The sequence below is a fragment of the Escherichia sp. Lx600-2 genome, from assembly GCF_036662595.1.
In the GTDB taxonomy this organism is placed as follows: domain Bacteria; phylum Pseudomonadota; class Gammaproteobacteria; order Enterobacterales; family Enterobacteriaceae; genus Escherichia; species Escherichia coli.
Genome location: NZ_JAYQWM010000074.1, coordinates 1 through 17447, shown reverse-complemented (window position 1 = coordinate 17447; position 17447 = coordinate 1). Strand labels below are relative to the sequence as shown.

At 47.6% G+C, this 17447-nt stretch carries 29 protein-coding genes; 8 read left to right on the top strand and 21 right to left on the bottom strand.

Annotated features, from left to right (window positions below):
• Positions 1-314 precede the first annotated feature (314 nt).
• From OQV04_RS19460 to OQV04_RS19385, 16 genes are all read right to left on the bottom strand, one after another.
• The gene (locus tag OQV04_RS19460) at positions 315-509 is read right to left on the bottom strand and encodes a DUF7706 family protein (RefSeq protein ID WP_000529710.1); all 195 of its coding nucleotides are present in this window, start codon (positions 507-509) and stop codon (positions 315-317) included.
• Positions 510-520: 11 nt separating this feature from the next.
• The gene (locus tag OQV04_RS19455) at positions 521-1003 is read right to left on the bottom strand and encodes a GNAT family N-acetyltransferase (protein WP_033544604.1); all 483 of its coding nucleotides are present in this window, start codon (positions 1001-1003) and stop codon (positions 521-523) included.
• A gap of 12 nt (positions 1004-1015) precedes the next feature.
• Positions 1016-1570: a phospholipase D family nuclease gene (locus OQV04_RS19450; protein ID WP_042036424.1), complete on the bottom strand. Its 555-nt coding sequence runs from the start codon at positions 1568-1570 to the stop codon at positions 1016-1018.
• Complete coding sequence (virB11, locus tag OQV04_RS19445; protein ID WP_033544592.1) at positions 1533-2564, bottom strand: P-type DNA transfer ATPase VirB11; 1032 nt, start codon at positions 2562-2564, stop codon at positions 1533-1535. The genes OQV04_RS19450 and virB11 overlap by 38 nt, the downstream gene beginning before the upstream one ends.
• Complete coding sequence (gene virB10 / locus OQV04_RS19440) at positions 2557-3711, bottom strand: type IV secretion system protein VirB10 (RefSeq protein ID WP_050008676.1); 1155 nt, start codon at positions 3709-3711, stop codon at positions 2557-2559. Before virB10 ends, virB11 begins: the two co-directional genes overlap by 8 nt.
• Positions 3708-4595, bottom strand: coding sequence for a TrbG/VirB9 family P-type conjugative transfer protein (locus OQV04_RS19435; protein ID WP_033544590.1), 888 nt, complete (start codon positions 4593-4595; stop codon positions 3708-3710). Before OQV04_RS19435 ends, virB10 begins: the two co-directional genes overlap by 4 nt.
• Positions 4596-4597: 2 nt before the next feature.
• Positions 4598-5314 (bottom strand): virB8 family protein, encoded by a 717-nt coding sequence (locus tag OQV04_RS19430; protein WP_000914645.1) that lies wholly within the window; start codon positions 5312-5314, stop codon positions 4598-4600.
• A gap of 2 nt (positions 5315-5316) precedes the next feature.
• On the bottom strand, positions 5317-5487 hold the full coding sequence (locus OQV04_RS19425; protein ID WP_021536809.1) for a hypothetical protein: 171 nt from the start codon (positions 5485-5487) through the stop codon (positions 5317-5319).
• Positions 5488-5581: 94 nt separating this feature from the next.
• Positions 5582-6589, bottom strand: a complete 1008-nt coding sequence (locus OQV04_RS19420) for a type IV secretion system protein (protein WP_176580820.1) — start codon at positions 6587-6589, stop codon at positions 5582-5584.
• 54 nt (positions 6590-6643) lie between these two features.
• Complete coding sequence (locus tag OQV04_RS19415) at positions 6644-6880, bottom strand: EexN family lipoprotein (protein WP_033544588.1); 237 nt, start codon at positions 6878-6880, stop codon at positions 6644-6646.
• A 3-nt stretch (positions 6881-6883) separates the two neighbouring features.
• The gene (locus tag OQV04_RS19410; RefSeq protein WP_047929021.1) at positions 6884-7591 is read right to left on the bottom strand and encodes a type IV secretion system protein; all 708 of its coding nucleotides are present in this window, start codon (positions 7589-7591) and stop codon (positions 6884-6886) included.
• A gap of 9 nt (positions 7592-7600) precedes the next feature.
• Complete coding sequence (locus tag OQV04_RS19405; protein ID WP_226426389.1) at positions 7601-9931, bottom strand: VirB4 family type IV secretion/conjugal transfer ATPase; 2331 nt, start codon at positions 9929-9931, stop codon at positions 7601-7603.
• 299 nt (positions 9932-10230) lie between these two features.
• Entirely contained in the window at positions 10231-10545 is a 315-nt protein-coding gene (locus tag OQV04_RS19400; RefSeq protein ID WP_033544585.1) for a type IV secretion system protein VirB3, read from the bottom strand.
• Between the two features lie 51 nt (positions 10546-10596).
• Complete coding sequence (locus tag OQV04_RS19395) at positions 10597-10887, bottom strand: TrbC/VirB2 family protein (protein WP_033544584.1); 291 nt, start codon at positions 10885-10887, stop codon at positions 10597-10599.
• On the bottom strand, positions 10871-11188 hold the full coding sequence (locus tag OQV04_RS19390; protein WP_050008675.1) for a hypothetical protein: 318 nt from the start codon (positions 11186-11188) through the stop codon (positions 10871-10873). The genes OQV04_RS19395 and OQV04_RS19390 overlap by 17 nt, the downstream gene beginning before the upstream one ends.
• A 22-nt stretch (positions 11189-11210) precedes the next feature.
• Positions 11211-11951 (bottom strand): lytic transglycosylase domain-containing protein, encoded by a 741-nt coding sequence (locus OQV04_RS19385; RefSeq protein ID WP_033544583.1) that lies wholly within the window; start codon positions 11949-11951, stop codon positions 11211-11213.
• A gap of 62 nt (positions 11952-12013) precedes the next feature.
• Here OQV04_RS19385 and OQV04_RS19380 point away from each other — a divergent pair, with 62 nt between their 5' ends.
• The 6 genes from OQV04_RS19380 (at position 12014) to OQV04_RS19355 (ending at position 14440) form a co-directional block, all read left to right on the top strand.
• Positions 12014-12247 carry an H-NS histone family protein gene (locus OQV04_RS19380; protein ID WP_033544582.1) on the top strand — a complete coding sequence of 78 codons (234 nt, stop codon included), beginning with the start codon at positions 12014-12016 and terminating at the stop codon, positions 12245-12247.
• Positions 12248-12261: 14 nt separating this feature from the next.
• Positions 12262-12699: a hypothetical protein gene (locus OQV04_RS19375; protein WP_033544581.1), complete on the top strand. Its 438-nt coding sequence runs from the start codon at positions 12262-12264 to the stop codon at positions 12697-12699.
• Between the two features lie 98 nt (positions 12700-12797).
• Positions 12798-13019 (top strand): TrbM/KikA/MpfK family conjugal transfer protein, encoded by a 222-nt coding sequence (locus OQV04_RS19370; RefSeq protein WP_226426390.1) that lies wholly within the window; start codon positions 12798-12800, stop codon positions 13017-13019.
• 3 nt (positions 13020-13022) lie between these two features.
• Positions 13023-13337 carry a hypothetical protein gene (locus OQV04_RS19365; RefSeq protein WP_033544579.1) on the top strand — a complete coding sequence of 105 codons (315 nt, stop codon included), beginning with the start codon at positions 13023-13025 and terminating at the stop codon, positions 13335-13337.
• On the top strand, positions 13313-14038 hold the full coding sequence (locus OQV04_RS19360; protein ID WP_226426391.1) for a restriction endonuclease: 726 nt from the start codon (positions 13313-13315) through the stop codon (positions 14036-14038). The genes OQV04_RS19365 and OQV04_RS19360 overlap by 25 nt, the downstream gene beginning before the upstream one ends.
• Positions 14039-14440: an Hha/YmoA family nucleoid-associated regulatory protein gene (locus OQV04_RS19355; RefSeq protein WP_306415735.1), complete on the top strand. Its 402-nt coding sequence runs from the start codon at positions 14039-14041 to the stop codon at positions 14438-14440.
• Positions 14441-14553: 113 nt separating this feature from the next.
• On the opposite strand, the gene mazF is transcribed toward OQV04_RS19355, so the two are convergent.
• Genes mazF through OQV04_RS19330 form a run of 5 tightly spaced genes read right to left on the bottom strand, consistent with a single transcriptional unit; the run spans position 14554 to position 16107 of the window.
• Positions 14554-14880: an endoribonuclease MazF gene (gene mazF, locus OQV04_RS19350; RefSeq protein WP_000817647.1), complete on the bottom strand. Its 327-nt coding sequence runs from the start codon at positions 14878-14880 to the stop codon at positions 14554-14556.
• Positions 14870-15166, bottom strand: a complete 297-nt coding sequence (locus OQV04_RS19345; protein WP_226426392.1) for a hypothetical protein — start codon at positions 15164-15166, stop codon at positions 14870-14872. Before OQV04_RS19345 ends, mazF begins: the two co-directional genes overlap by 11 nt.
• Entirely contained in the window at positions 15136-15678 is a 543-nt protein-coding gene (locus OQV04_RS19340; RefSeq protein ID WP_047929020.1) for a hypothetical protein, read from the bottom strand. The genes OQV04_RS19345 and OQV04_RS19340 overlap by 31 nt, the downstream gene beginning before the upstream one ends.
• A complete protein-coding gene (locus tag OQV04_RS19335) occupies positions 15678-15923 on the bottom strand; it encodes an AbrB/MazE/SpoVT family DNA-binding domain-containing protein (RefSeq protein WP_033544576.1) in 246 nt (81 codons plus the stop codon). The genes OQV04_RS19340 and OQV04_RS19335 overlap by 1 nt, the downstream gene beginning before the upstream one ends.
• Before the next feature lie 31 nt (positions 15924-15954).
• Positions 15955-16107 (bottom strand): hypothetical protein, encoded by a 153-nt coding sequence (locus OQV04_RS19330; RefSeq protein WP_241221451.1) that lies wholly within the window; start codon positions 16105-16107, stop codon positions 15955-15957.
• A gap of 268 nt (positions 16108-16375) precedes the next feature.
• Between OQV04_RS19330 and OQV04_RS19325 the strand changes: the two genes are divergently transcribed.
• The gene (locus OQV04_RS19325; RefSeq protein ID WP_033544574.1) at positions 16376-16960 is read left to right on the top strand and encodes a recombinase family protein; all 585 of its coding nucleotides are present in this window, start codon (positions 16376-16378) and stop codon (positions 16958-16960) included.
• Positions 16961-16977: 17 nt separating this feature from the next.
• A partial coding sequence (locus tag OQV04_RS19320) for a hypothetical protein (RefSeq protein WP_332642593.1) occupies positions 16978-17447 on the top strand: 470 nt, incomplete at its 3' end.

The window sequence follows — 17447 nt, the reverse complement described above, 5'->3', positions numbered from 1 at the left end:
GGTAAGCAGAGTTTTTGAAATGTAAGGCCTTTGAATAAGACAAAAGGCTGCCTCATCGCTAACTTTGCAACAGTGCCCCCCGGATTATTGGGAGCCGGTATTGTCCGGGGGCATTATCGTAGCATTTGTGTTGCATACAGCCCGTAAAAACTCATTCAGCGAACTTGAATAATCGGTTGTGTGGCCACGTCGCCGGCAGCAGCTGGCCAACGCTGGCGTCGAAAACGCGAAGTTAATAAAAACATAAAGTTATGAGGGGATGGGGTAAGAAAAGGGCATTCAAAAAATTCGATGCCCTTTTGTGGAAACTTGCGCTATCGCGGGGAAAAACCTTCTTCAGCCATTGCCCTCTGTAATTTATCGACGGCATCCTTGATGACATACGCCTCGTCATCATCAACGGCACACCCCCGTAAATCACTCCACGTCAACCGCTTAACAAACTGCGCCAGCGCCAGCGCTTCTTTGTCATCCAGCTCTAAAGACAACGTATTGATACCTTGCCCCATCACCCACCTCGTTAGTCTGTAAAGCGGTACGTTTTCTTACCGCCCTGCGTTTCATGAATCAGCTTAAACCCGCTTCCGGCCAGCAGTCTCATCATTTTTGTGGCCGGGGGGAGACAGGAGGCTTCCAGCCGGTGTCCGGGCGTGGCTTCGATGATTGAGGCAAGCATACTCTTGCCAATGCCTTTACCCTGCTCATCAGCCGCAACAGCGAACATACGGATCTCAAGATGAGATGCCCGGCCCGCAAAATCATTGCGGCCGGTTAACAGCGAAAATCCCACCGGCTGCCGCGTTAACTTCTCGGCAAAGACAAAGAGATAATCCCCTACGGGGATATTATCTCTGTATTGTTGGGTGACACTTTGTAGCTCAGATCTCACTGTTTCAAGACCGTTGCCCTCGGCATAGAAAAATGCGCCAGATATTACCCCATCGCGCACCAGGTTCATGATGAAAGGAATATCGCCGCTGTTTCCTAATCGCATATCAAGCATATCGTTCTCCATTCAATAAGACGGGGTAAAATCCCGGCCCTGATTCCAGCGTGATTGCCAGTGCTTCAGGTACTGCCCGGCCAGTTCGGGCGCGTCCCACATCACAATCGCGTTTTCAGAGTTATATTTCTCGGCACTGGCCGTGTAGTTAAAACTGCCAGTTTCCACATGACGGCCATCAACGATGATCACCTTGTCATGCTGGATTTTGTAGTTACTGTTAACCCGCAGCGGAATACCCGCGTTCGTAACAAGATTCATTGCCGCACGACTTGCGCGGCCCGTATTGCCATTCTCATCAACGACAATTTTCACGTCTACACCGCGGCGTTTGGCCGCAATCAGCGCTTTCATAATATCGGGGGCAGTAAAGCTGTAGGCCATCATTCTGATGTTATCTTTTGCCGAGCCGATAACGTTGATAACGAGCTGCTGCGCGGTTCCTTCCGGCGAGAAACCTACTTGCGCCGATGCAGCAAAAAGAGACGGGGCCGAAGCCCCGTAAAGTACGGCGGCAACCAGTGCCGCTTTAAAGAGAAAGTTGCGCTTTTTTAAATGCTGGATCATAAAGAACCTCAACAATCTGGCGATGTTCCATGTACACCACGACATCTATCGTGGTGTACAGCGTTTTCATAATCACGTCATAATCCAGCGTCTGGCCGACACCGGTTTGCTTGATAAGCAGCGCAATACGGCTGAAAGTGGACTTTGCATCGTCGGCGTGGGTGGATGTGATCCCGCCCGGATGTCCGGTATTCAGCGAGTTAATGTAATCCCATGCTGCATCATCCCTAAGCTCTGTCATCATGATACGGTCGGGAGAAAGACGCATACACGCTTTCAGGCTGACCGCCGGGGCCAGACGGCCATCCTGATCGCCGTACAGCATATAAACCATTTCGTGATGCAGATCAGACCCAATTTCGTGAACGTCCTCTGAAACTACAATGCGCTCGGTATAAGGTACTTCCCGAAGCAGGGAGCGGGTAAACGTTGATTTACCCGAACCGGTAGACCCTGATACAACGATGTTCAGCTTGTTGCGTACCGCAATTTTAAAAAACGAAACGAGGTCGTCTTTATCGAGCAATTCCAGCAATTCTTGCTCGAATGGCTGAAGGGCTACTTCACCCTGAATCTTTCGTTTCCAGCCAGTGAAACGGCCCTCATCGCGAAGTTGTTCAAGAGACTTATCAACTGGCAGATGCTTACGAAACGCGATGGCTACTGTTCCCTCCAGTACGGCAGGGGGTAAACAAATAATCCCCCTTGAGCCGTCCGGCAGAAGCACGTTATTAACGGACTCTTTCGGTAGTCCGTTATAACCACAAAGCGTGTCGGTTAAGCGTGATATATATTCAGCCGTAATTTTCTCATCGTCGTGGAAAATACGGCCTTTCGACGTTTCACAAACAACCTGCTGATACTTGTTAATTCTCAGCTCCCACACATCGGGATCACTCAGGTAGCGCTGAAGTGGTTCGAGCGTCAGCCATACCCCCTGCTCACGGCGGGGGCGTTGGCGAATATCTTGAATATTACTGGTTAACTCAGTCATTCATTTCTAACCCATATACAGTGCTGAAATCCAGATCGCGGGCTACGTAGATGGATACGGCATCGCCCTGCGCAGCGTAGAGTGTTGGCGGGATATTAATCTTCGCCCGTAATGCCTCAGTAGCAAGCTGGTCGGTACTGTTTTCCGTTGTGTTAAACGTCACATCGGAGTTGTTGTTGTTAATCGACGCGATACCGGCTTTCATGCCATCAGTCAGCACAGAGAAGAAAATGGCATCGCCCATTCGTTCCCAAAAGTGAGAGTTGACCTGACCAGGTACGCCCGCACTACCTAAAGCGTTAGTGCCGCTGCTGTCGAGGTTAACAATGGTCTGATCCGGATTACGCAAGCGTGACCAGAGAACGAACACACGATTCTGGCCGTTCTGGATACCGCTATTCTGCTCGCCAGTGACCACAGCCCCTTTATCAATCAGTTTTACAGTACCGTCAGCAGAGTACACATCACGGCTTACAGTACATTTCACCTGGCCCGGAACGGTGGTATCCAGCTCAGTATTTGTACCGCAAGGAATCATTGTTCCCTGCGCAATGGTCAGATTTGGATGTGGCATTACAGATGCCTGAGCGACAGCCATACGCGCCGGTTTCATTCGGCTCGCCAGTGCCTGGCTGTTTGAACTGGTTTCTGTATTGTCCTGACCTGACCGGCGCTCCTGTTCTTTCGCAGTCGTAGCCTGTTTCTCAGGATCGACACCGTTGAAGGACACACCTAGCCGGGCGCGCATAATTTTTTCTTCCGGTGTTAGCTCCTTTTTCTGATTATTTAACGTTTGCCGGGCAACCTGCTGCTGCGGCTCCTGCGTCGTCTGCAACGGAGGAACGACGCTATTTTTCGGCGTATTGTCAATGGTTGGCGGCACATCATCAAATGACTGGCGCGGTAAGGAGCTGGTCATAACCTGCTCTTTACCCTTTTTGGGATCGTCGGCCAGCTTCTTAACGTGCATCTGGTTATAGATGAACCATCCCACCATTGCTGAACCTATCAACACCATCAGCCCGACAAAGGCCCGCGCACCGGCAATACGTTTTTTAGGGGAACCGCTGAAGCCCTGACGCTCATCCTCGATGCTGGTATCTTCTTCATCGAGGTAATCTAAATTTTCCTCTCTGTCTTTTCTCATGATTTATCCCCCTCACCCTTTTTCACGCGCTTAACGTCTGGTGACGTAGTGCCGGTACTGATCGCCCCAAGATTTGGGTTGTAATTCATATTCAGGACACCCACGACTTTATTTCCGTAACGAATACGCCATTCTTTTGCTACCGTTTCAGCCACAACAATGTTGTTATATTCCCCGGCTGGATGCTGGTTAACGGTATGCTCTTTACCATCATCACCGATATAGAAAACAACGGGTAAATCTGCGTTTGCAGGGAATTTGAAGTAAGTAAAACGGAAATTATCCCAAACGTTTACCGGGGCCAAAGTCCGATATTCATCTTCATCTGACATTTTATAGAGTAGGTTGTAAGGCCCATTCTGAAGGTCTTTTAACGCCTTTTTCACGCGGTTACTTTCCAGCGTTTTATTAGCCTTTTTCATATCCTCAAATGGATAGAGGTAAGTAAGCTGGAGAGTGGCATTTTTCATGCTCCAGGGCGTCTTGATAAAGTTGGCTTTAACGTTACCCTGGGCGTCTTTCGTGGTGTAGTCACCTACATAGTGCAGCACTATGTTATAGGTGCGCTTGTTCGTGACCAGTACAAGGTTAGTATCGCTGGGAACTTCCCCTTTCGGTTTGATAAATATGTTGTTTTCAACATGGGTAAACGCATAACTATTACTGTCACCAAAAGCGTGTGTCACATAGCTTTCATCGGGCGCAACCACGATATGAGTTGCAACACCGGCAACGGAATCAATACGCACCACGTCAACCGGGTTATACACCACGGATTTAATACGGTAGTCGTATGGGCTACCTTTTCCCACTTCCAGCGCCAGCGCCTGACCAGAGAGGCCGAGGCTGACCAGAATTAAACCGGCGATTAATTGTTTTTTCATGATCAGCCTCCCACTGCGCCAACGTTCTCAGCGTTCTTACGGTAACTCGTTACACGGAAGCCAAGCGGGTTGATATAGCGCTGCTGCGCGGTCATTGGTAACGCTTTGTACTCATACGCAATCGTTGCAATCCAGTAGCGCGGCGGCTCAGGGTTCGGACGCTGGCGAATGCGCTGCTGCGTGGTAAAGCGAACGGTGGCAACACCGTGTTCGCGGTCGGTGATCACCGAGTTGATATGAACGGTCGTTCTTTCAGAGTCACCCAACCGCTTATCAATGCGGTTCGGGCCTTTGAACATGGAGAGATATTCATCGGCTACATCGCCGGAAGCCATCAGGCTCATGGCGTCATAATCAACCTGAATACTGTTGTAGTCGTAGGACTCACGGTGAATAACAAATTGTGAAATCCAATACTGGTCTATCACGTCGCCATAAGTCGCTTCATCGCGGGTAATTTTCACCTGCGATACTTCGCCTGTATCTTTGTTAATCGTGGTGAGGTATGCCGGTAACGGCTGCGCAAAACGGATAATGACGCCGACCGCAGTAATCATGCTCACAACGGCAAAGACGAAAAAGGCCGTGGCAATTTTCCAGGCGCGAGAGCGGGAATTAAGGATCTCATTAACCATATCGCGCTCAAGCCCTTGAGTTTCCTCATGGTACTTATTCAGATCTTCCCGCGATATCGCTTGATGTTTGTTTTTCTTCAGCATTGTTACTCTCCGTTGTTAGCGGCATCTGCACGATACAGCTCGGCGGGATACGTCTTATTAACATCAACCAGCTTTTTCATGTTGGGTTCTGGCGGCGGCGTCGGGCTACTGGAACAGGCGGCCAACAGCAGCCCGATAAGTGCCATTGCCGTGTATTTGAAGAAATGCACCATCTTTGTCACTCCCTTTGAATCAATCACAAAAAAATAATAAGTCATCAAAATTACAATTTCAATGACTTATTAAAAATTAATTTCTACTCTACTTTTAGCGCCGTGAACCCTTTGCGAAACCCTGCATTTGGGAACCCGCAGCGGTGGCCGCTCCCGCGCCGGGGCCACCGGCAGCCGTAGCCGCCGCAGTCTTAGCGCCAGTACCGCCCCCGGCACCTGTAGCGCCTGTTTGACCACCAGGCTGATAGCCACCACCGCCAGCTCCACGGCCACCGCCACCGGCGTTAGGTATCAGCTCCTGAATACCCGCAGAGATACCATCCCCCCAACGGGAGGCTACTTCAGGAATGCGCATCAGGATCAGGTAAGAGACAATCATTATCAGCAGACAAGCAAAAACCGGCCCTAACAGGCTACTGTCAGCCCCGGAAGCGGTGACGGCATCGAGCGCTTTTTGATAGAACTTAATCATCAGGCCAAATAGCATCGACAGCAGAATTGTTACCAGCCCATAGTTAACCATCGAGCCAAGCCATTTATTGAACATGCCATACAGCGGCTTGAACAACAGGCAGAAGATGAAGATAGGCCCAAAGCACACAGTGATTGCCAGCAGTAACTTCGCCATCAGTACCAGCCCGGCCCCGATACCACAGATCAACACCGTGGAAATAATGACCGCGCAAGCCAGGAATAATGACGCCAGCCCGGAACCGCTATAAATATCGGCGTTATCAAACGCAGTACGCGCAACCTGCATCCCGTCATGTATGGCCTTGTCGATGTTGTTACCCATTGCATCTTCAGTGCCACCGGACGAACCGTTAATAACCAGTACCGAGGAAAACTCATCCGGGATCTTCATGGCCGCATCAGCCAGTTGGGTTTGATACAGCCCGCCCGCGCTGGCAAAGCTGATTATCATCGACCACACAATGAATTTTTTTATCAACGATGAGAGCGGCTCACCGTGTGGCCGGGCTAATGTAAACAGCCCGTCCAGGGTGAGTTTGCAAATCAACGCCAACCCAATTACCGGTGAAATGGTGGATATAACAACTCCGAGATTAGAGGCCACAAATTCCTTTGTGACCGTATCCATGTAATTGAAAATATCCGTTGTAAATGAAAAGGCCATGCTTTCCCCCTACCCTAATCAGGGCGTGACTTTTGGCATTGAGAGGCCATCATCATTTTTGCCAAACACTTTCAAATCTTTCTCTGCTTCCAGCGCGTTCTGACAATCCGGCTTCACTTTGAGCGCCGCATCATCACGGCATTTTTCCACCATCGCTTTACGCTCCTGATCGTGTTCCTTGTACCAGGAAACAGGATGTTCAGAATCACAACCGGCCAGCAGGAAAAGAGCTAAAGGTAAAATCAGTTTTTTCATGGTTTATTCCGTTACGTTAGGCATGGAAAGATCTTCACCGTCAGCGCCGAGGACAAAGCGCTTCTGGGCGTATTGTTTTTGTTCCTGCAAAATCTTGTCTTGCGAGGTTTGCAGCATCGCCATCAGTTGCAGCTTCGTTTGCTCCCCCTGAATAGCACCTTGCGCGGTCTGGATACGCGCCTGAAGGTCAGCGATTTGTTTCATGTCTGTGGTTGAATCAATCTGATTGGTCAGCTCCTGAATGTTATTCAGCTCCGCCATTTCATTGTTGTAAGCGTTCTGCGCCATCACACGGTCATACGCCCCTTTCTCCGCCAACTTCTGCTTAATGAAACTCATCGCTTCGGAACGGTTCATACCGTCAATCTGCGACTGAAATTCCTTCAGCATGGATTGAGCAGATGAAGTGATACCTGAACTGCTGTTCATGGCGTCGCTGTATACCTGCGTCCAGTCAGACGGTAAATTGCCTTTCAGCGTACTAATATCGTCATTCAGCAAATTACCGATACCAGAACTGCCGGTTAAGGAAGCCAGCGTTTGCTCCTGCTTCAGCAATTGAGATTTGAGCTGTTCAATTTGCTGCGTCATTAATGTGACCTGCTCAAGCGCCTGGGCCAGATTTGCAGGATCGTTAACTACCAGTTGCGCATTAACTGCAACCGGCGAAATAGCCAGAGCTAAAACAAGGCTTGCAAGTGTCTTTTTCATGTCGTTACCTCACGCTGCGAGTACAGATTTCCAGTAGGGTTCGAGCCATTTATCAGGGTTATCATCCCCAATTTGCTCAATAATTTTCGCCAGTGTTTCGGCGTTTTGGGTTTCCCCTGACAGGATGCTAAGGATCTTATCCAGCTTCCTGAAGTTCTCCGGCGTCTTAACGCGCGGGGCCAGGTTGAATTGCGCCATCGCGCTTTGGCTGCCTTGTTTCACCAGAAACTGGCGGGAGTTCTCAGGAATAGACAGCAGCGCGTCAAACTCTGCCGGTGTCAATTTGAGGCGAGTAACGTAGTCCTCATAATCCGCATCCGGGTTTTCCAGAAGAATTTTCGTTACGCACTGCTGCATGATGGTTTTACCGATGGAGCTATCCAGCGCATCGTTCGGCTCTTGCGTGGAGAATACGTAAACCGCATCTTTCTTACGGTCTGTTTTAAGGCCACGTTTGACCTCCACACTCATAATTGGATCGTCAAGGTACTGGTGAAACTCATCGAATACCTGAATCACACGGCGACGGCCATCAATAGACTGACGCACACGGAAATTGAGATACATCAGGAGCGGAGTACGTGTTGCAGGGGGGATCTCATTATCTGCAACAATGAAATCTGTCAGGTCAAAGCCGTAAATATCGTATTCACCAAGATTCAGTGAATCTGAATCGTTATCGAACAACCAACCGTTTTCATGGCCGCGAGTCCACGGAACAAGCAATGACGCCAGTGTTTGTTTACTGCCCGCTGTTTGATATGGATTCGGCATCTGCTGAATTAACATATCCACGGTGCGTAAATCTGTCGGAATGAGGGAGTTCTCATCCATCAAAGCATCGACGGCGCGGTTAAGGTCATTAACCTGATCAGCATCGAGTACGCTGCCTTTGGTAATTTCAGCGCACAGGCGCATCAGGCGCTTACAAAATGCAATGTTAACTTTGGTGCCAGGCATCTGTAGAGGTGCCCACCCGGAAGCAACGCCCTCTTTCAGAACCGTGTAGTGACCGTGTAACGCTTTAATCATCGGCATCATGCCCTGATCGCGGTCAAAGGCAAAAATGCGCGGGTTATACTTCATCGCTTGCGTCAGCAGGAAGTTAAGCAGCGTAGTTTTACCTGCCCCCGAACGCCCAAGCATTAACGTATGCGCCAGCGGTCGCTTACCGAAAGACATTTCATCTTCTGGCGTTACATGCAAGTTCATATACAGCGGCGTATTTGCCACCGTTTTGAACAGCGTCAGCGCTGGCCCCCACGGGTTATTATTTGCTTTCCCGGACATAAAATTATGGAAGGGGGAGAAGCAAAGAAAATTCCAGCTATTCAGCGGGCAAGGTCGTGGCGACAGGTGTTGATTAGCCGGAAGTTTTGCATAATATGCCGCTTCTGAAGCTAACCCTACCTGGCTGGCAATCAGCCCGCAGTTGTTCAGCATATTTCTGGCAACACCGGCGTTTGAACGGGCCTCTTTAAGCGTCTTGCCAAAGGTGTGTACCGTAAGGTGATGCCAGCCCATGATAAAGGTACGTGAAACAACGCCATCAACGGCGTCACTCATCTGGTTTATCTGCGTAAAGGATGGATCGCCTGTTTCCAGCAGAGCTTTTTGTTGGTTAGTGAGGTAAGTTCTTGCCGCTTGCTGGGACATACAGCAATACGTTTGCGTTAACACAAACTCAAACGGTGCTTCCATCAGGATATTGATCTGACCAGGCTCAGTATCGGAATCGTAATCCCGGATTTCAACGGCAGACGTATAGCGGCGTTCGTCAGTACCGCGAATCTCGATACCATCCCCCCAAAATGAAGATATTGGGCGGGTAGTAGCCAAATATTCACGGATTCGGCCACGACAAACCGGCACTGGTGCCCACTCACCATTAACGAGGTAATAGAGCCACTCCAGCGCTTTAGAATAGGTGTGTTGAGTACCACTAAAGACTTCTTTATCTTCCTGAACGTCCTGATATTCCACATCGGCCAGCAAATCTTCACGCAGATCGATAATGTCCTCATCATCTTCTGCATCATCCTTTTTCTGCTCAGGAATGACATTCCCCCGTTTGTCGCGGAAGTAGTAGCCTAAACGGTCAATGCCATAAGGACGCAGCGAGTTCATGACCTGTTCACAAATATCTTCCAGCGCACCAATAGCATCAGCCTGCATTTCGCGCAGCTCGCTAGCCGATGGCTTATCAAACTTTGCCAGCATCTTTTGAGCGGCATCCCCAACAGGGTTATAAACAACCGTCAGGTACAGGTCATTTACCATCATTGGGGTATCATCAAACTGATCACGATAATATTCATTCACCATGCGTGGGAACGTCATATTGTAATGCGTGTCTGGATAATTATTAATTTCGCGGTGGTGTAAGTGAGTCCATAATTTTACATGCTCACTACCAATCCCTTTTAAAAGCTGATTCAAATCCGCATGCCACTTAATTAGCTCGGCATCAGAAGCACAGTCATGGGTTCGCCCACGGATTTTAAATATAGAAAGGTATTCCCCATTTACCGTACTGATAACATGGGGCGTGACATGGTAGGAGTAAGGAATATATTTCAAAGAGGAAGGTTCTTTTTTGAAATCTTTCACCCCCTTTTTTTTCATTTCCGCTACGGCCATTATTTTTTATCTCCATAATCAGTAGGTGAGTAACTAGAGCCGCCCCACAGTTTAGTAAATGGGGAGTTAATCATATTTAGCCCTTTCGTCATGATAGCCAGCCATATAATACGAAACATGCGGTCATCATGCTTGCTGATACAAAACTCAATAAACCACAGCAAGCCAAAAAGAACTAAGGCCCAAAGGTGGATCGTCATAAATAACGTCGCACAAAATATGAAGGTGGCAATAATTACTGTTCGCGGAACACCGGCAAATGTCGGCAGTCGCGTAGCGCCTTTAAATAACGGATATTTACCGGATAAATTCATCGTTTCCTCCCGTCAGATACGGGCCGGGGGATAACCCCCCGGCGAACTTTCTTAACTCAGCCCGAACAGGCCAACAAGATAAGACGCGGAACCGACAACAATCAGACCGACAACAATACGAACCGCCCAGCTCGCCGGGAGCATATGAGCGATCCATGCGATAGCACTCACGATGATAAGAACAGTGGCCGCAACCGGAATCCACGTCATTAACCAGGAGTTAACGGAATTCATGGATGATTCACCGGTATCTGCACCGGCGGCCAGCGCCAGCTCAGGAACACACAGAGCAACCATCATGAACATTGCCACCGGGAAAAAACGTTTAATCGCTGTATTCATCTTTTTCTAACACTCCATCATCAGGAAAAATAAAATCAGGCTCATCCAGGAAAAGCCCCACTTCTCTTGCATTAAAATCGTCTCTCAGCATGTCGGCCAGTATCCGCAGATCGGCCCACGTTCTAACCCCCTCTCCAGACTGAACTCGCAGAGAGCAAGTGATTACGCCCCCTTCACTATTTTTCACATCAAAAAGCGGTATCCATTTCTTTTTATCCATCCGTTGAATTGCGATCCGAACAACTTTGTTTTGATTGAATACTTCTTCTAACTGCTTCAACAAAATGAGATAAACGCGCATCTAAACTGACTCCTGTTACTCCCTACTTCTGCCGGAAAGCGTCACCATCAGATGCACCAAAAGCGTCTTTATCCGAGCCACCAAAGGCATCAGTCATACCGGCGTCTTTTGGTTTTTCTTCACCATCAGCAGCATCTACCGGCACAGCATCTATAGCTGTATCAACACTTTTCACATCAGTGGAGCCATCATCGGCTTTCAAAGCAGGGATTACGGGTTTTGATTGCCCAATTTGAGCAACCACCTTTGATACATAACCGTTTGTAAATCCGGCGGTTAGTGAACCCGTATTATAACAAGATAAAGCGTGTCTCAACGCTGACTGCCCCGGCGCATATTCTTTTGTTGCGAGCTGGTAGCAATAATTAAGAACGTATTGAGCAGCTTCGAGATTTTTACAACCATTAAACAAATCTGCGGCAGAAACATTCAATTTTGGGAAATTCGCAGAGTTGATTTGCCCTAAACCTACGTCAAAGTTATAACCATGAGCCGTTAGCCATTTTGTCGTTTTAACAGCTTCATCTAGGGTACGCGGCTGTCTGGCTAACGGTGATTTTGTTCCTTTAGGAACGTTGACGTTTATCGCGTATGGGTTGTTGCGCGATTCATGGCTAACCAGGTACCCAATAGTTAAAGGATGCACTTCTGGCGCACAACGTTTTGCCAGAGCCATAACCGGCGCTGACAGTTCCGCATTTGCGGATGTGGCATCCAAAAGACCAGCAATCAACAGTGGGAAAAGGGCAACAACCTGCTTCATCTCTTTTTTCCTTGAAATTGCAATTTCAATGATTAACTAGTATAGTAAAGGTAAATTCGAACATGTCAAGACAAGATGAAAAGAAGCACAAAACAGAGCAGGAGCGCGAAACATCAGTGCCTAAAAGAAAAATCATATTCGTACCCTTGCAGTCAGAAAAAAGTCCCAAAGGGGAGCCTCGCTACCGAGATCCAGCCAATCCATTTAACACATGGGTTGGGAGAGGAAAGCGCCCTGACTGGCTAAAAAAATATCTTGATGAAGGCCGCGAGCTTTCGGAGTTTGAGATCGGATAATAAGGAGCTGACGGATGAGTAAAATTATTGATTTCCCTACCGGAAAAAAGAGGGAGAGAAGGGCTAAAGCTATCCGAGCGCAACGTGATAAAGAAGCGATGCAGCGGAGCAAAATTGCTACCTCCCAATTTTGGTGGGCTAATAAAATAAAGTTACTCACCGTTATTAAACAGTCGGTGCGATTTCTCTTAATATATTTAGGGTTATTAGCTACCGACATATTTATCTATCTCGTATTTATTCTAGGAAAACTCCTAAAATTCTTTGCGATGACTGGTATCATCGCTGCGCTTTTATTTCTGGTTATGGAATATAGGAATGGTTGGCATTATACGCAATCAATATTCCATGCCGCAGCAATATTTTTCGGCCTAATCGCCCTGCGTATCGGGCATGACAAACTACTGAATGGCCTAATAAGGCTTAAATCCTATCTATCCAGAAAAGGGTGATAACAATGCGGAAGATAATAATAGCGTCAGTGGTGATACTGGCATCGTCTTACTCCATAGCCAGTTATGCAAAAGATCCCTGCAAAACGCTCGCTTGCATGGCAGCAAAATCTGGCGGGGAATTTGGCAGCGTGGGCGACAGTGATTGCTCCGGGGCGATAGCTGACTTTTTCAATATTGTAAAGAAGAACAAACACGGTTTCCGCCCAGGCAAAACATCTGACGCTCGTAAACAGTTCCTGATGGAATGCTCCGGCGCTCAAGAAAATACAGCCGCTGTAAACAGAGTTATATCTATGTTCGGACGTGTAAAAGGTTAATTTATGAAGATTAAAAGCATTCTCTTTACGACAGTTCTCTTATTATCAGGATGCGCTAGTCAGTCGCAGGTAGAGCAATTATCAAAGCAGGTTAATACGCTAAAAACAGACCTGTACAATCTGCAAATCCAGCAGCGCAATGATACACAGGCACTTCAGCGAGAAGTACAGAAATCGCGTCCCATCGGGGTTTGCTATCTTGACGGCCACCCCTACTCACAAGGAGCGGTTATTGCTGGCCGCATTTGTGCCAGCAATGGCGTTATCGTCAATGGCAAACCTACAGAAGTTTCATGGCAGGTTTATCACCGCCGCTAACAACGCGCGTTCGGGGCTTCGGCCCCGTTTTTTATGGTACAGGTAGCATGGATATACTTTCCCTTTTCCCTCCTAACGTAATCGCATTGTGGGCCGTGTCATTTGGTTTTCTGGCCGTCCTGTATTGGTGGAAGATCACCGCCAGAAAACGCAGACACAAACGCAAGCAACAACAAGCCCGGCGTGTGCTCGCAAAAATTCAGACCCTACCGGCGTTCGGCTACAAGATCGCGTATCTCAGGAAGATAGACCCTTTCACCTTTGAGGAACTGTTACTGGAGGGGTTTGAGTCGCATGGCTTCAGAACTATCAGAAATAAACGCTATACCGGTGATGGAGGCATTGACGGACAGGTAATAATCGGAAAACATCGTTATCTCATCCAGGCCAAACGCTATCGCGGCCATATTGCTTTACAGCACGTTCAGGAGTTCGATACGTTGCTTAAACGACATAACTGTCGCGGTTTGTTTTGCCATACCGGAAAAACTGGCGCAGCTTCAAAAGCTGTTAGCTTCGCCAGTGATCGGATGGAGATTATCAGCGGCCAGCGCCTAATTGATTTGCTCACGCCCGGCAGCTCCTTCACCATCGCAACCGCACCGCAGACAATGATGAGGCGTACCGCAGCAACGCGAGGAACGAACATCATTGTCGAGGAAGCGGATAAAAATACAACCGATAGCATGAGAGTTAATTAAATGAAGTCAGTAACTATAGAAGCAAAAACTTTTGCTGAAATGTTAGGAATAACAGAAGGTGAGTTAATCTTCGCCATTAAGACAACTGGCACATTTAAAAACAAAACTATTCCACAGCCTCATGAGACACATAAATCAAATAACAGATTTTTATATTCAGACGTAATGAAATTTATCGAATCAATAAAAGACAAAGAAAACCTACAAAAAAAATATCTGATGCGTTTCCGTCGATGCAGCTCGTTGGACACTCTTGAAAAAGTATTTGATAGCTTACGCGATAAGCTATCAGGTAAAGAACTGGATGCAATGATGAGCGCCTCAGACCATCGGCGAGCCGAAATCACTCACAATACTTTATGGGATAAAGTCCCGGCCTCCGCATGGAGAAATGTAAAATAAAAAATAAAAAGCCCGTTAATGGGCTTTTTTTATTCGCCGCGACCATTCATACCATAGTGATAGTTTCTATTTTCTTCCATTCTTCAAACTTCTTATCTTGCTCATAATATTACCTATCCAATCAATACTTTTAATTTAGACCTGACCTCAGCCAACACAGCAGCAGACACTTTTCCTTTCTTAACTGCCCCCCGTTCACGCCAATCAAGACTTTTCACCTGGTCAGCGAGTACAGCGCTCCCCTCTCCGTTCCGCACCTCGAATGGATAACCTTTTATTTTTGTTGTCATAGGGCAGCACAACAACAGCCCTATTCTTCCGTTATATACCGCAGGACTTAACACCAAAGCTGGTCGATGGCCCGCTTGTTCATGCCCGGCTTGCGGATCAAAATCCATCCATACAATATCACCGGCATCAGGAATATAATCACGCTTCATTTTTTAGTCTCTTGCTGATATACCCAACCCATATAAATGTAATTATAAGCACTCCACAAAAAATGAACATTATTGCAAACGGAGTTGTGTCAAGCAGAGATACAGCCTCAATACCACCAATAGAGATTGAGTTATCTTTAAATAATTTACTAAACCCTAACCAGATGGAATACAACCCAACACCAACCCAAATAAGAGCACCTAAAAACTCTAGATAGCTATAAAGTTTTTTCAAAAAATTCAGCATAACGCCTCCTAAAGAACCTTTTTGAATTTCTGCTTCCACTCATCGTAACTCATATTACTTTTGTAATGTTCCCGCCACTTCTCCCAATGCTTGCGGCTTACATCTTCTAGATCTGTATCTGTAAGATTTTCACTCAATAACCTTTCGAAATGAGCCGCTTTTATACCTGAATATCTTTGGTGAAATTCTTTAGTTGCCTTATACATTATTATCTTGCTGATTAAGGTATGATTAAGCCGCCCAAGAAAATATGCAGCCGCATACGATTGAGCCATGAAAATAACGAAAAGATAACCAACCGAGAGAATATAATCACCTATACTGTAAGTTCCGTTATCAAGGTATAAGCTCGAATCATGATAAGTAACAGGTAGTTTTAACTTAGGTTGCATCCAGTTAATCCATTCAGAAAAATAATATGGAACTGGATTATTAACTAAGCCTAACACTCCCATTGCAGCGTAGCACATCACCCCGATAGCTAAGACAGCAGTAAAAATCCTACTGCTAAGGCTGACCCATCTAATAAAGGATCTATCCTCTTTTTTCATTACAACAATTCCTTCCCAACAGGAGCGCCGAAAGAAATTTCCTCATGAATATTTTCGTTAGTAACACCGGCCATCAGAGCATCCAGTGAATACTCCTTCGTTTTAACGGGCACGATAGTAATTGCGCCGTCCTTTACTGACAGCTCCACTACATCATCAACGTTTAACGAAGCGGCTTTCACAATCGCAGAAGGAAGGCGAACAGATAGACTATTCCCCCATTTTTTAATTATTACTTGAGTCATGACATACCTCTCAATAAACAAAGAAAACTAATTAGCGACTCTTCAGGATGTACCAGGCTTCTTTCGCTGCTGAAAGCGCCCAAACCCACGCCAGAGTCGATGCGATACACATTGCGGTCATATTCCCAAAGTGTCCCGGCGTGTATTCATGGCCGTGTAAAACCAGCCCAACCAAAGAAGCCACACTCATCACTATGAAAACAATCCCAAACATGATGTGAAACATAAGGCCAAACACTCATTACCTCTTGTATCATTATTGTTGATACAACCAGTGTAGAGCCACCCCCTTTAACGTGTCAACATTGTTGATACAGAAAGTGTCTCACAAACGATGATTTTTGTTACACTGCCCCCACCCTATCCAAAAATATTAAAATGGATGCTGTCAGTGTAACAAAACTCGTTACAATATCATGTGTAACAAAAACGGTGTAACAAAAGCAGGACATATGAAAATAGGCTACGCCAGAAAGTCAACCAAAGAGCAGGACACATCCCTTGAGTATCAAATCGAGGCTTTACAAAAAGCTGGCTGCGAAAAATGGTATGCAGAGCAGGTATCGAGGGGCGGTAATAAGCGCCTGAAAACAGGTACACCAGAGTTGGAAAACTGTCTGAAAGCGCTTCGCGCCGGTGACACCCTGGTAGTATGGGCGCTAGATCGATTAGGTGGCACTCTCTTGCAGCTCTTGCAGCTCATGAATGAGCTACGCAGTAAAGGTATTCACTTTGAGAGCCTCAAAGAGCGCATAGACACACAAAGCCCAATGGGTGAAATGTACTATTCCCTCATCGCTATTTTTTCCAATTTCGAGGTAGCCAGAAACCACGAAAGGACAATGGCCGGGCTTGCAGCCGCAAAGAAGAAAGGACGCATTGGAGGCAGAAAACCAAAGCTATCTCCACAGGACATTAAAGAAATTAACGCGCTTGTTAAATCGCCAGAAATTACAGTAAAAGAAATCGCGGCCCGTTTTAAAGTTTCTCGACCTACGATTTATAGACATATTTCATCCGATATACAGGATGAATAATTGACCGGGCGCTGCCGGTGTGGGAATCACCCCATGTTCACCGGGCGCTGCCGGTATGGAAATCACCCCATGTTTGCCGGGCGCTGCCGGTGTGGGAATCACCCCATGTTTGCCGGGCGCTGCCGGTATGGGAATCACCCCATGTTTGCCGGGCGCTGCCGGTGTGGGAATCACCCCATGTTTGCCGGGCGCTGCCGGTGTGGGAATCACCCCATGTTTGCCGGGCACTGCCGGTGTGGGAATTACCCCATGTTTGCCGGGCGCTGCCGGTGTGGGAACCACCCCATGTTCGCCGGGCGCTGCCGGTATGGGAATCACCCCATGTTCGCCGGGCGCTGCCGGTGTGGGAATCACCCCATGTTTGCCGGGCGCTGCCGGTGTGGGAATTACCCCATGTTTGCCGGGCGCTGCCGGTGTGGGAACCACCCCATGTTCGCCGGGCGCTGCCGGTATGGGAATCACCCCATGTTCGCCGGGCGCTGCCGGT

Coding starts and splice junctions, on each gene's coding strand:
- OQV04_RS19460 (WP_000529710.1), bottom strand. CDS start 509: ATGGGGCAAGGTATCAATACGTTGTCTTTAGAGCTGGATGACAAAGAA.
- OQV04_RS19455 (WP_033544604.1), bottom strand. CDS start 1,003: ATGCTTGATATGCGATTAGGAAACAGCGGCGATATTCCTTTCATCATG.
- OQV04_RS19450 (WP_042036424.1), bottom strand. CDS start 1,570: ATGATCCAGCATTTAAAAAAGCGCAACTTTCTCTTTAAAGCGGCACTG.
- virB11 (WP_033544592.1), bottom strand. CDS start 2,564: ATGACTGAGTTAACCAGTAATATTCAAGATATTCGCCAACGCCCCCGC.
- virB10 (WP_050008676.1), bottom strand. CDS start 3,711: ATGAGAAAAGACAGAGAGGAAAATTTAGATTACCTCGATGAAGAAGAT.
- OQV04_RS19435 (WP_033544590.1), bottom strand. CDS start 4,595: ATGAAAAAACAATTAATCGCCGGTTTAATTCTGGTCAGCCTCGGCCTC.
- OQV04_RS19430 (WP_000914645.1), bottom strand. CDS start 5,314: ATGCTGAAGAAAAACAAACATCAAGCGATATCGCGGGAAGATCTGAAT.
- OQV04_RS19425 (WP_021536809.1), bottom strand. CDS start 5,487: ATGGTGCATTTCTTCAAATACACGGCAATGGCACTTATCGGGCTGCTG.
- OQV04_RS19420 (WP_176580820.1), bottom strand. CDS start 6,589: ATGGATACGGTCACAAAGGAATTTGTGGCCTCTAATCTCGGAGTTGTT.
- OQV04_RS19415 (WP_033544588.1), bottom strand. CDS start 6,880: ATGAAAAAACTGATTTTACCTTTAGCTCTTTTCCTGCTGGCCGGTTGT.
- OQV04_RS19410 (WP_047929021.1), bottom strand. CDS start 7,591: ATGAAAAAGACACTTGCAAGCCTTGTTTTAGCTCTGGCTATTTCGCCG.
- OQV04_RS19405 (WP_226426389.1), bottom strand. CDS start 9,931: ATGACGTTCCCACGCATGGTGAATGAATATTATCGTGATCAGTTTGAT.
- OQV04_RS19400 (WP_033544585.1), bottom strand. CDS start 10,545: ATGAATTTATCCGGTAAATATCCGTTATTTAAAGGCGCTACGCGACTG.
- OQV04_RS19395 (WP_033544584.1), bottom strand. CDS start 10,887: ATGAATACAGCGATTAAACGTTTTTTCCCGGTGGCAATGTTCATGATG.
- OQV04_RS19390 (WP_050008675.1), bottom strand. CDS start 11,188: ATGCGCGTTTATCTCATTTTGTTGAAGCAGTTAGAAGAAGTATTCAAT.
- OQV04_RS19385 (WP_033544583.1), bottom strand. CDS start 11,951: ATGAAGCAGGTTGTTGCCCTTTTCCCACTGTTGATTGCTGGTCTTTTG.
- OQV04_RS19380 (WP_033544582.1), top strand. CDS start 12,014: ATGTCAAGACAAGATGAAAAGAAGCACAAAACAGAGCAGGAGCGCGAA.
- OQV04_RS19375 (WP_033544581.1), top strand. CDS start 12,262: ATGAGTAAAATTATTGATTTCCCTACCGGAAAAAAGAGGGAGAGAAGG.
- OQV04_RS19370 (WP_226426390.1), top strand. CDS start 12,798: ATGGCAGCAAAATCTGGCGGGGAATTTGGCAGCGTGGGCGACAGTGAT.
- OQV04_RS19365 (WP_033544579.1), top strand. CDS start 13,023: ATGAAGATTAAAAGCATTCTCTTTACGACAGTTCTCTTATTATCAGGA.
- OQV04_RS19360 (WP_226426391.1), top strand. CDS start 13,313: ATGGCAGGTTTATCACCGCCGCTAACAACGCGCGTTCGGGGCTTCGGC.
- OQV04_RS19355 (WP_306415735.1), top strand. CDS start 14,039: ATGAAGTCAGTAACTATAGAAGCAAAAACTTTTGCTGAAATGTTAGGA.
- mazF (WP_000817647.1), bottom strand. CDS start 14,880: ATGAAGCGTGATTATATTCCTGATGCCGGTGATATTGTATGGATGGAT.
- OQV04_RS19340 (WP_047929020.1), bottom strand. CDS start 15,678: ATGAAAAAAGAGGATAGATCCTTTATTAGATGGGTCAGCCTTAGCAGT.
- OQV04_RS19335 (WP_033544576.1), bottom strand. CDS start 15,923: ATGACTCAAGTAATAATTAAAAAATGGGGGAATAGTCTATCTGTTCGC.
- OQV04_RS19325 (WP_033544574.1), top strand. CDS start 16,376: ATGAAAATAGGCTACGCCAGAAAGTCAACCAAAGAGCAGGACACATCC.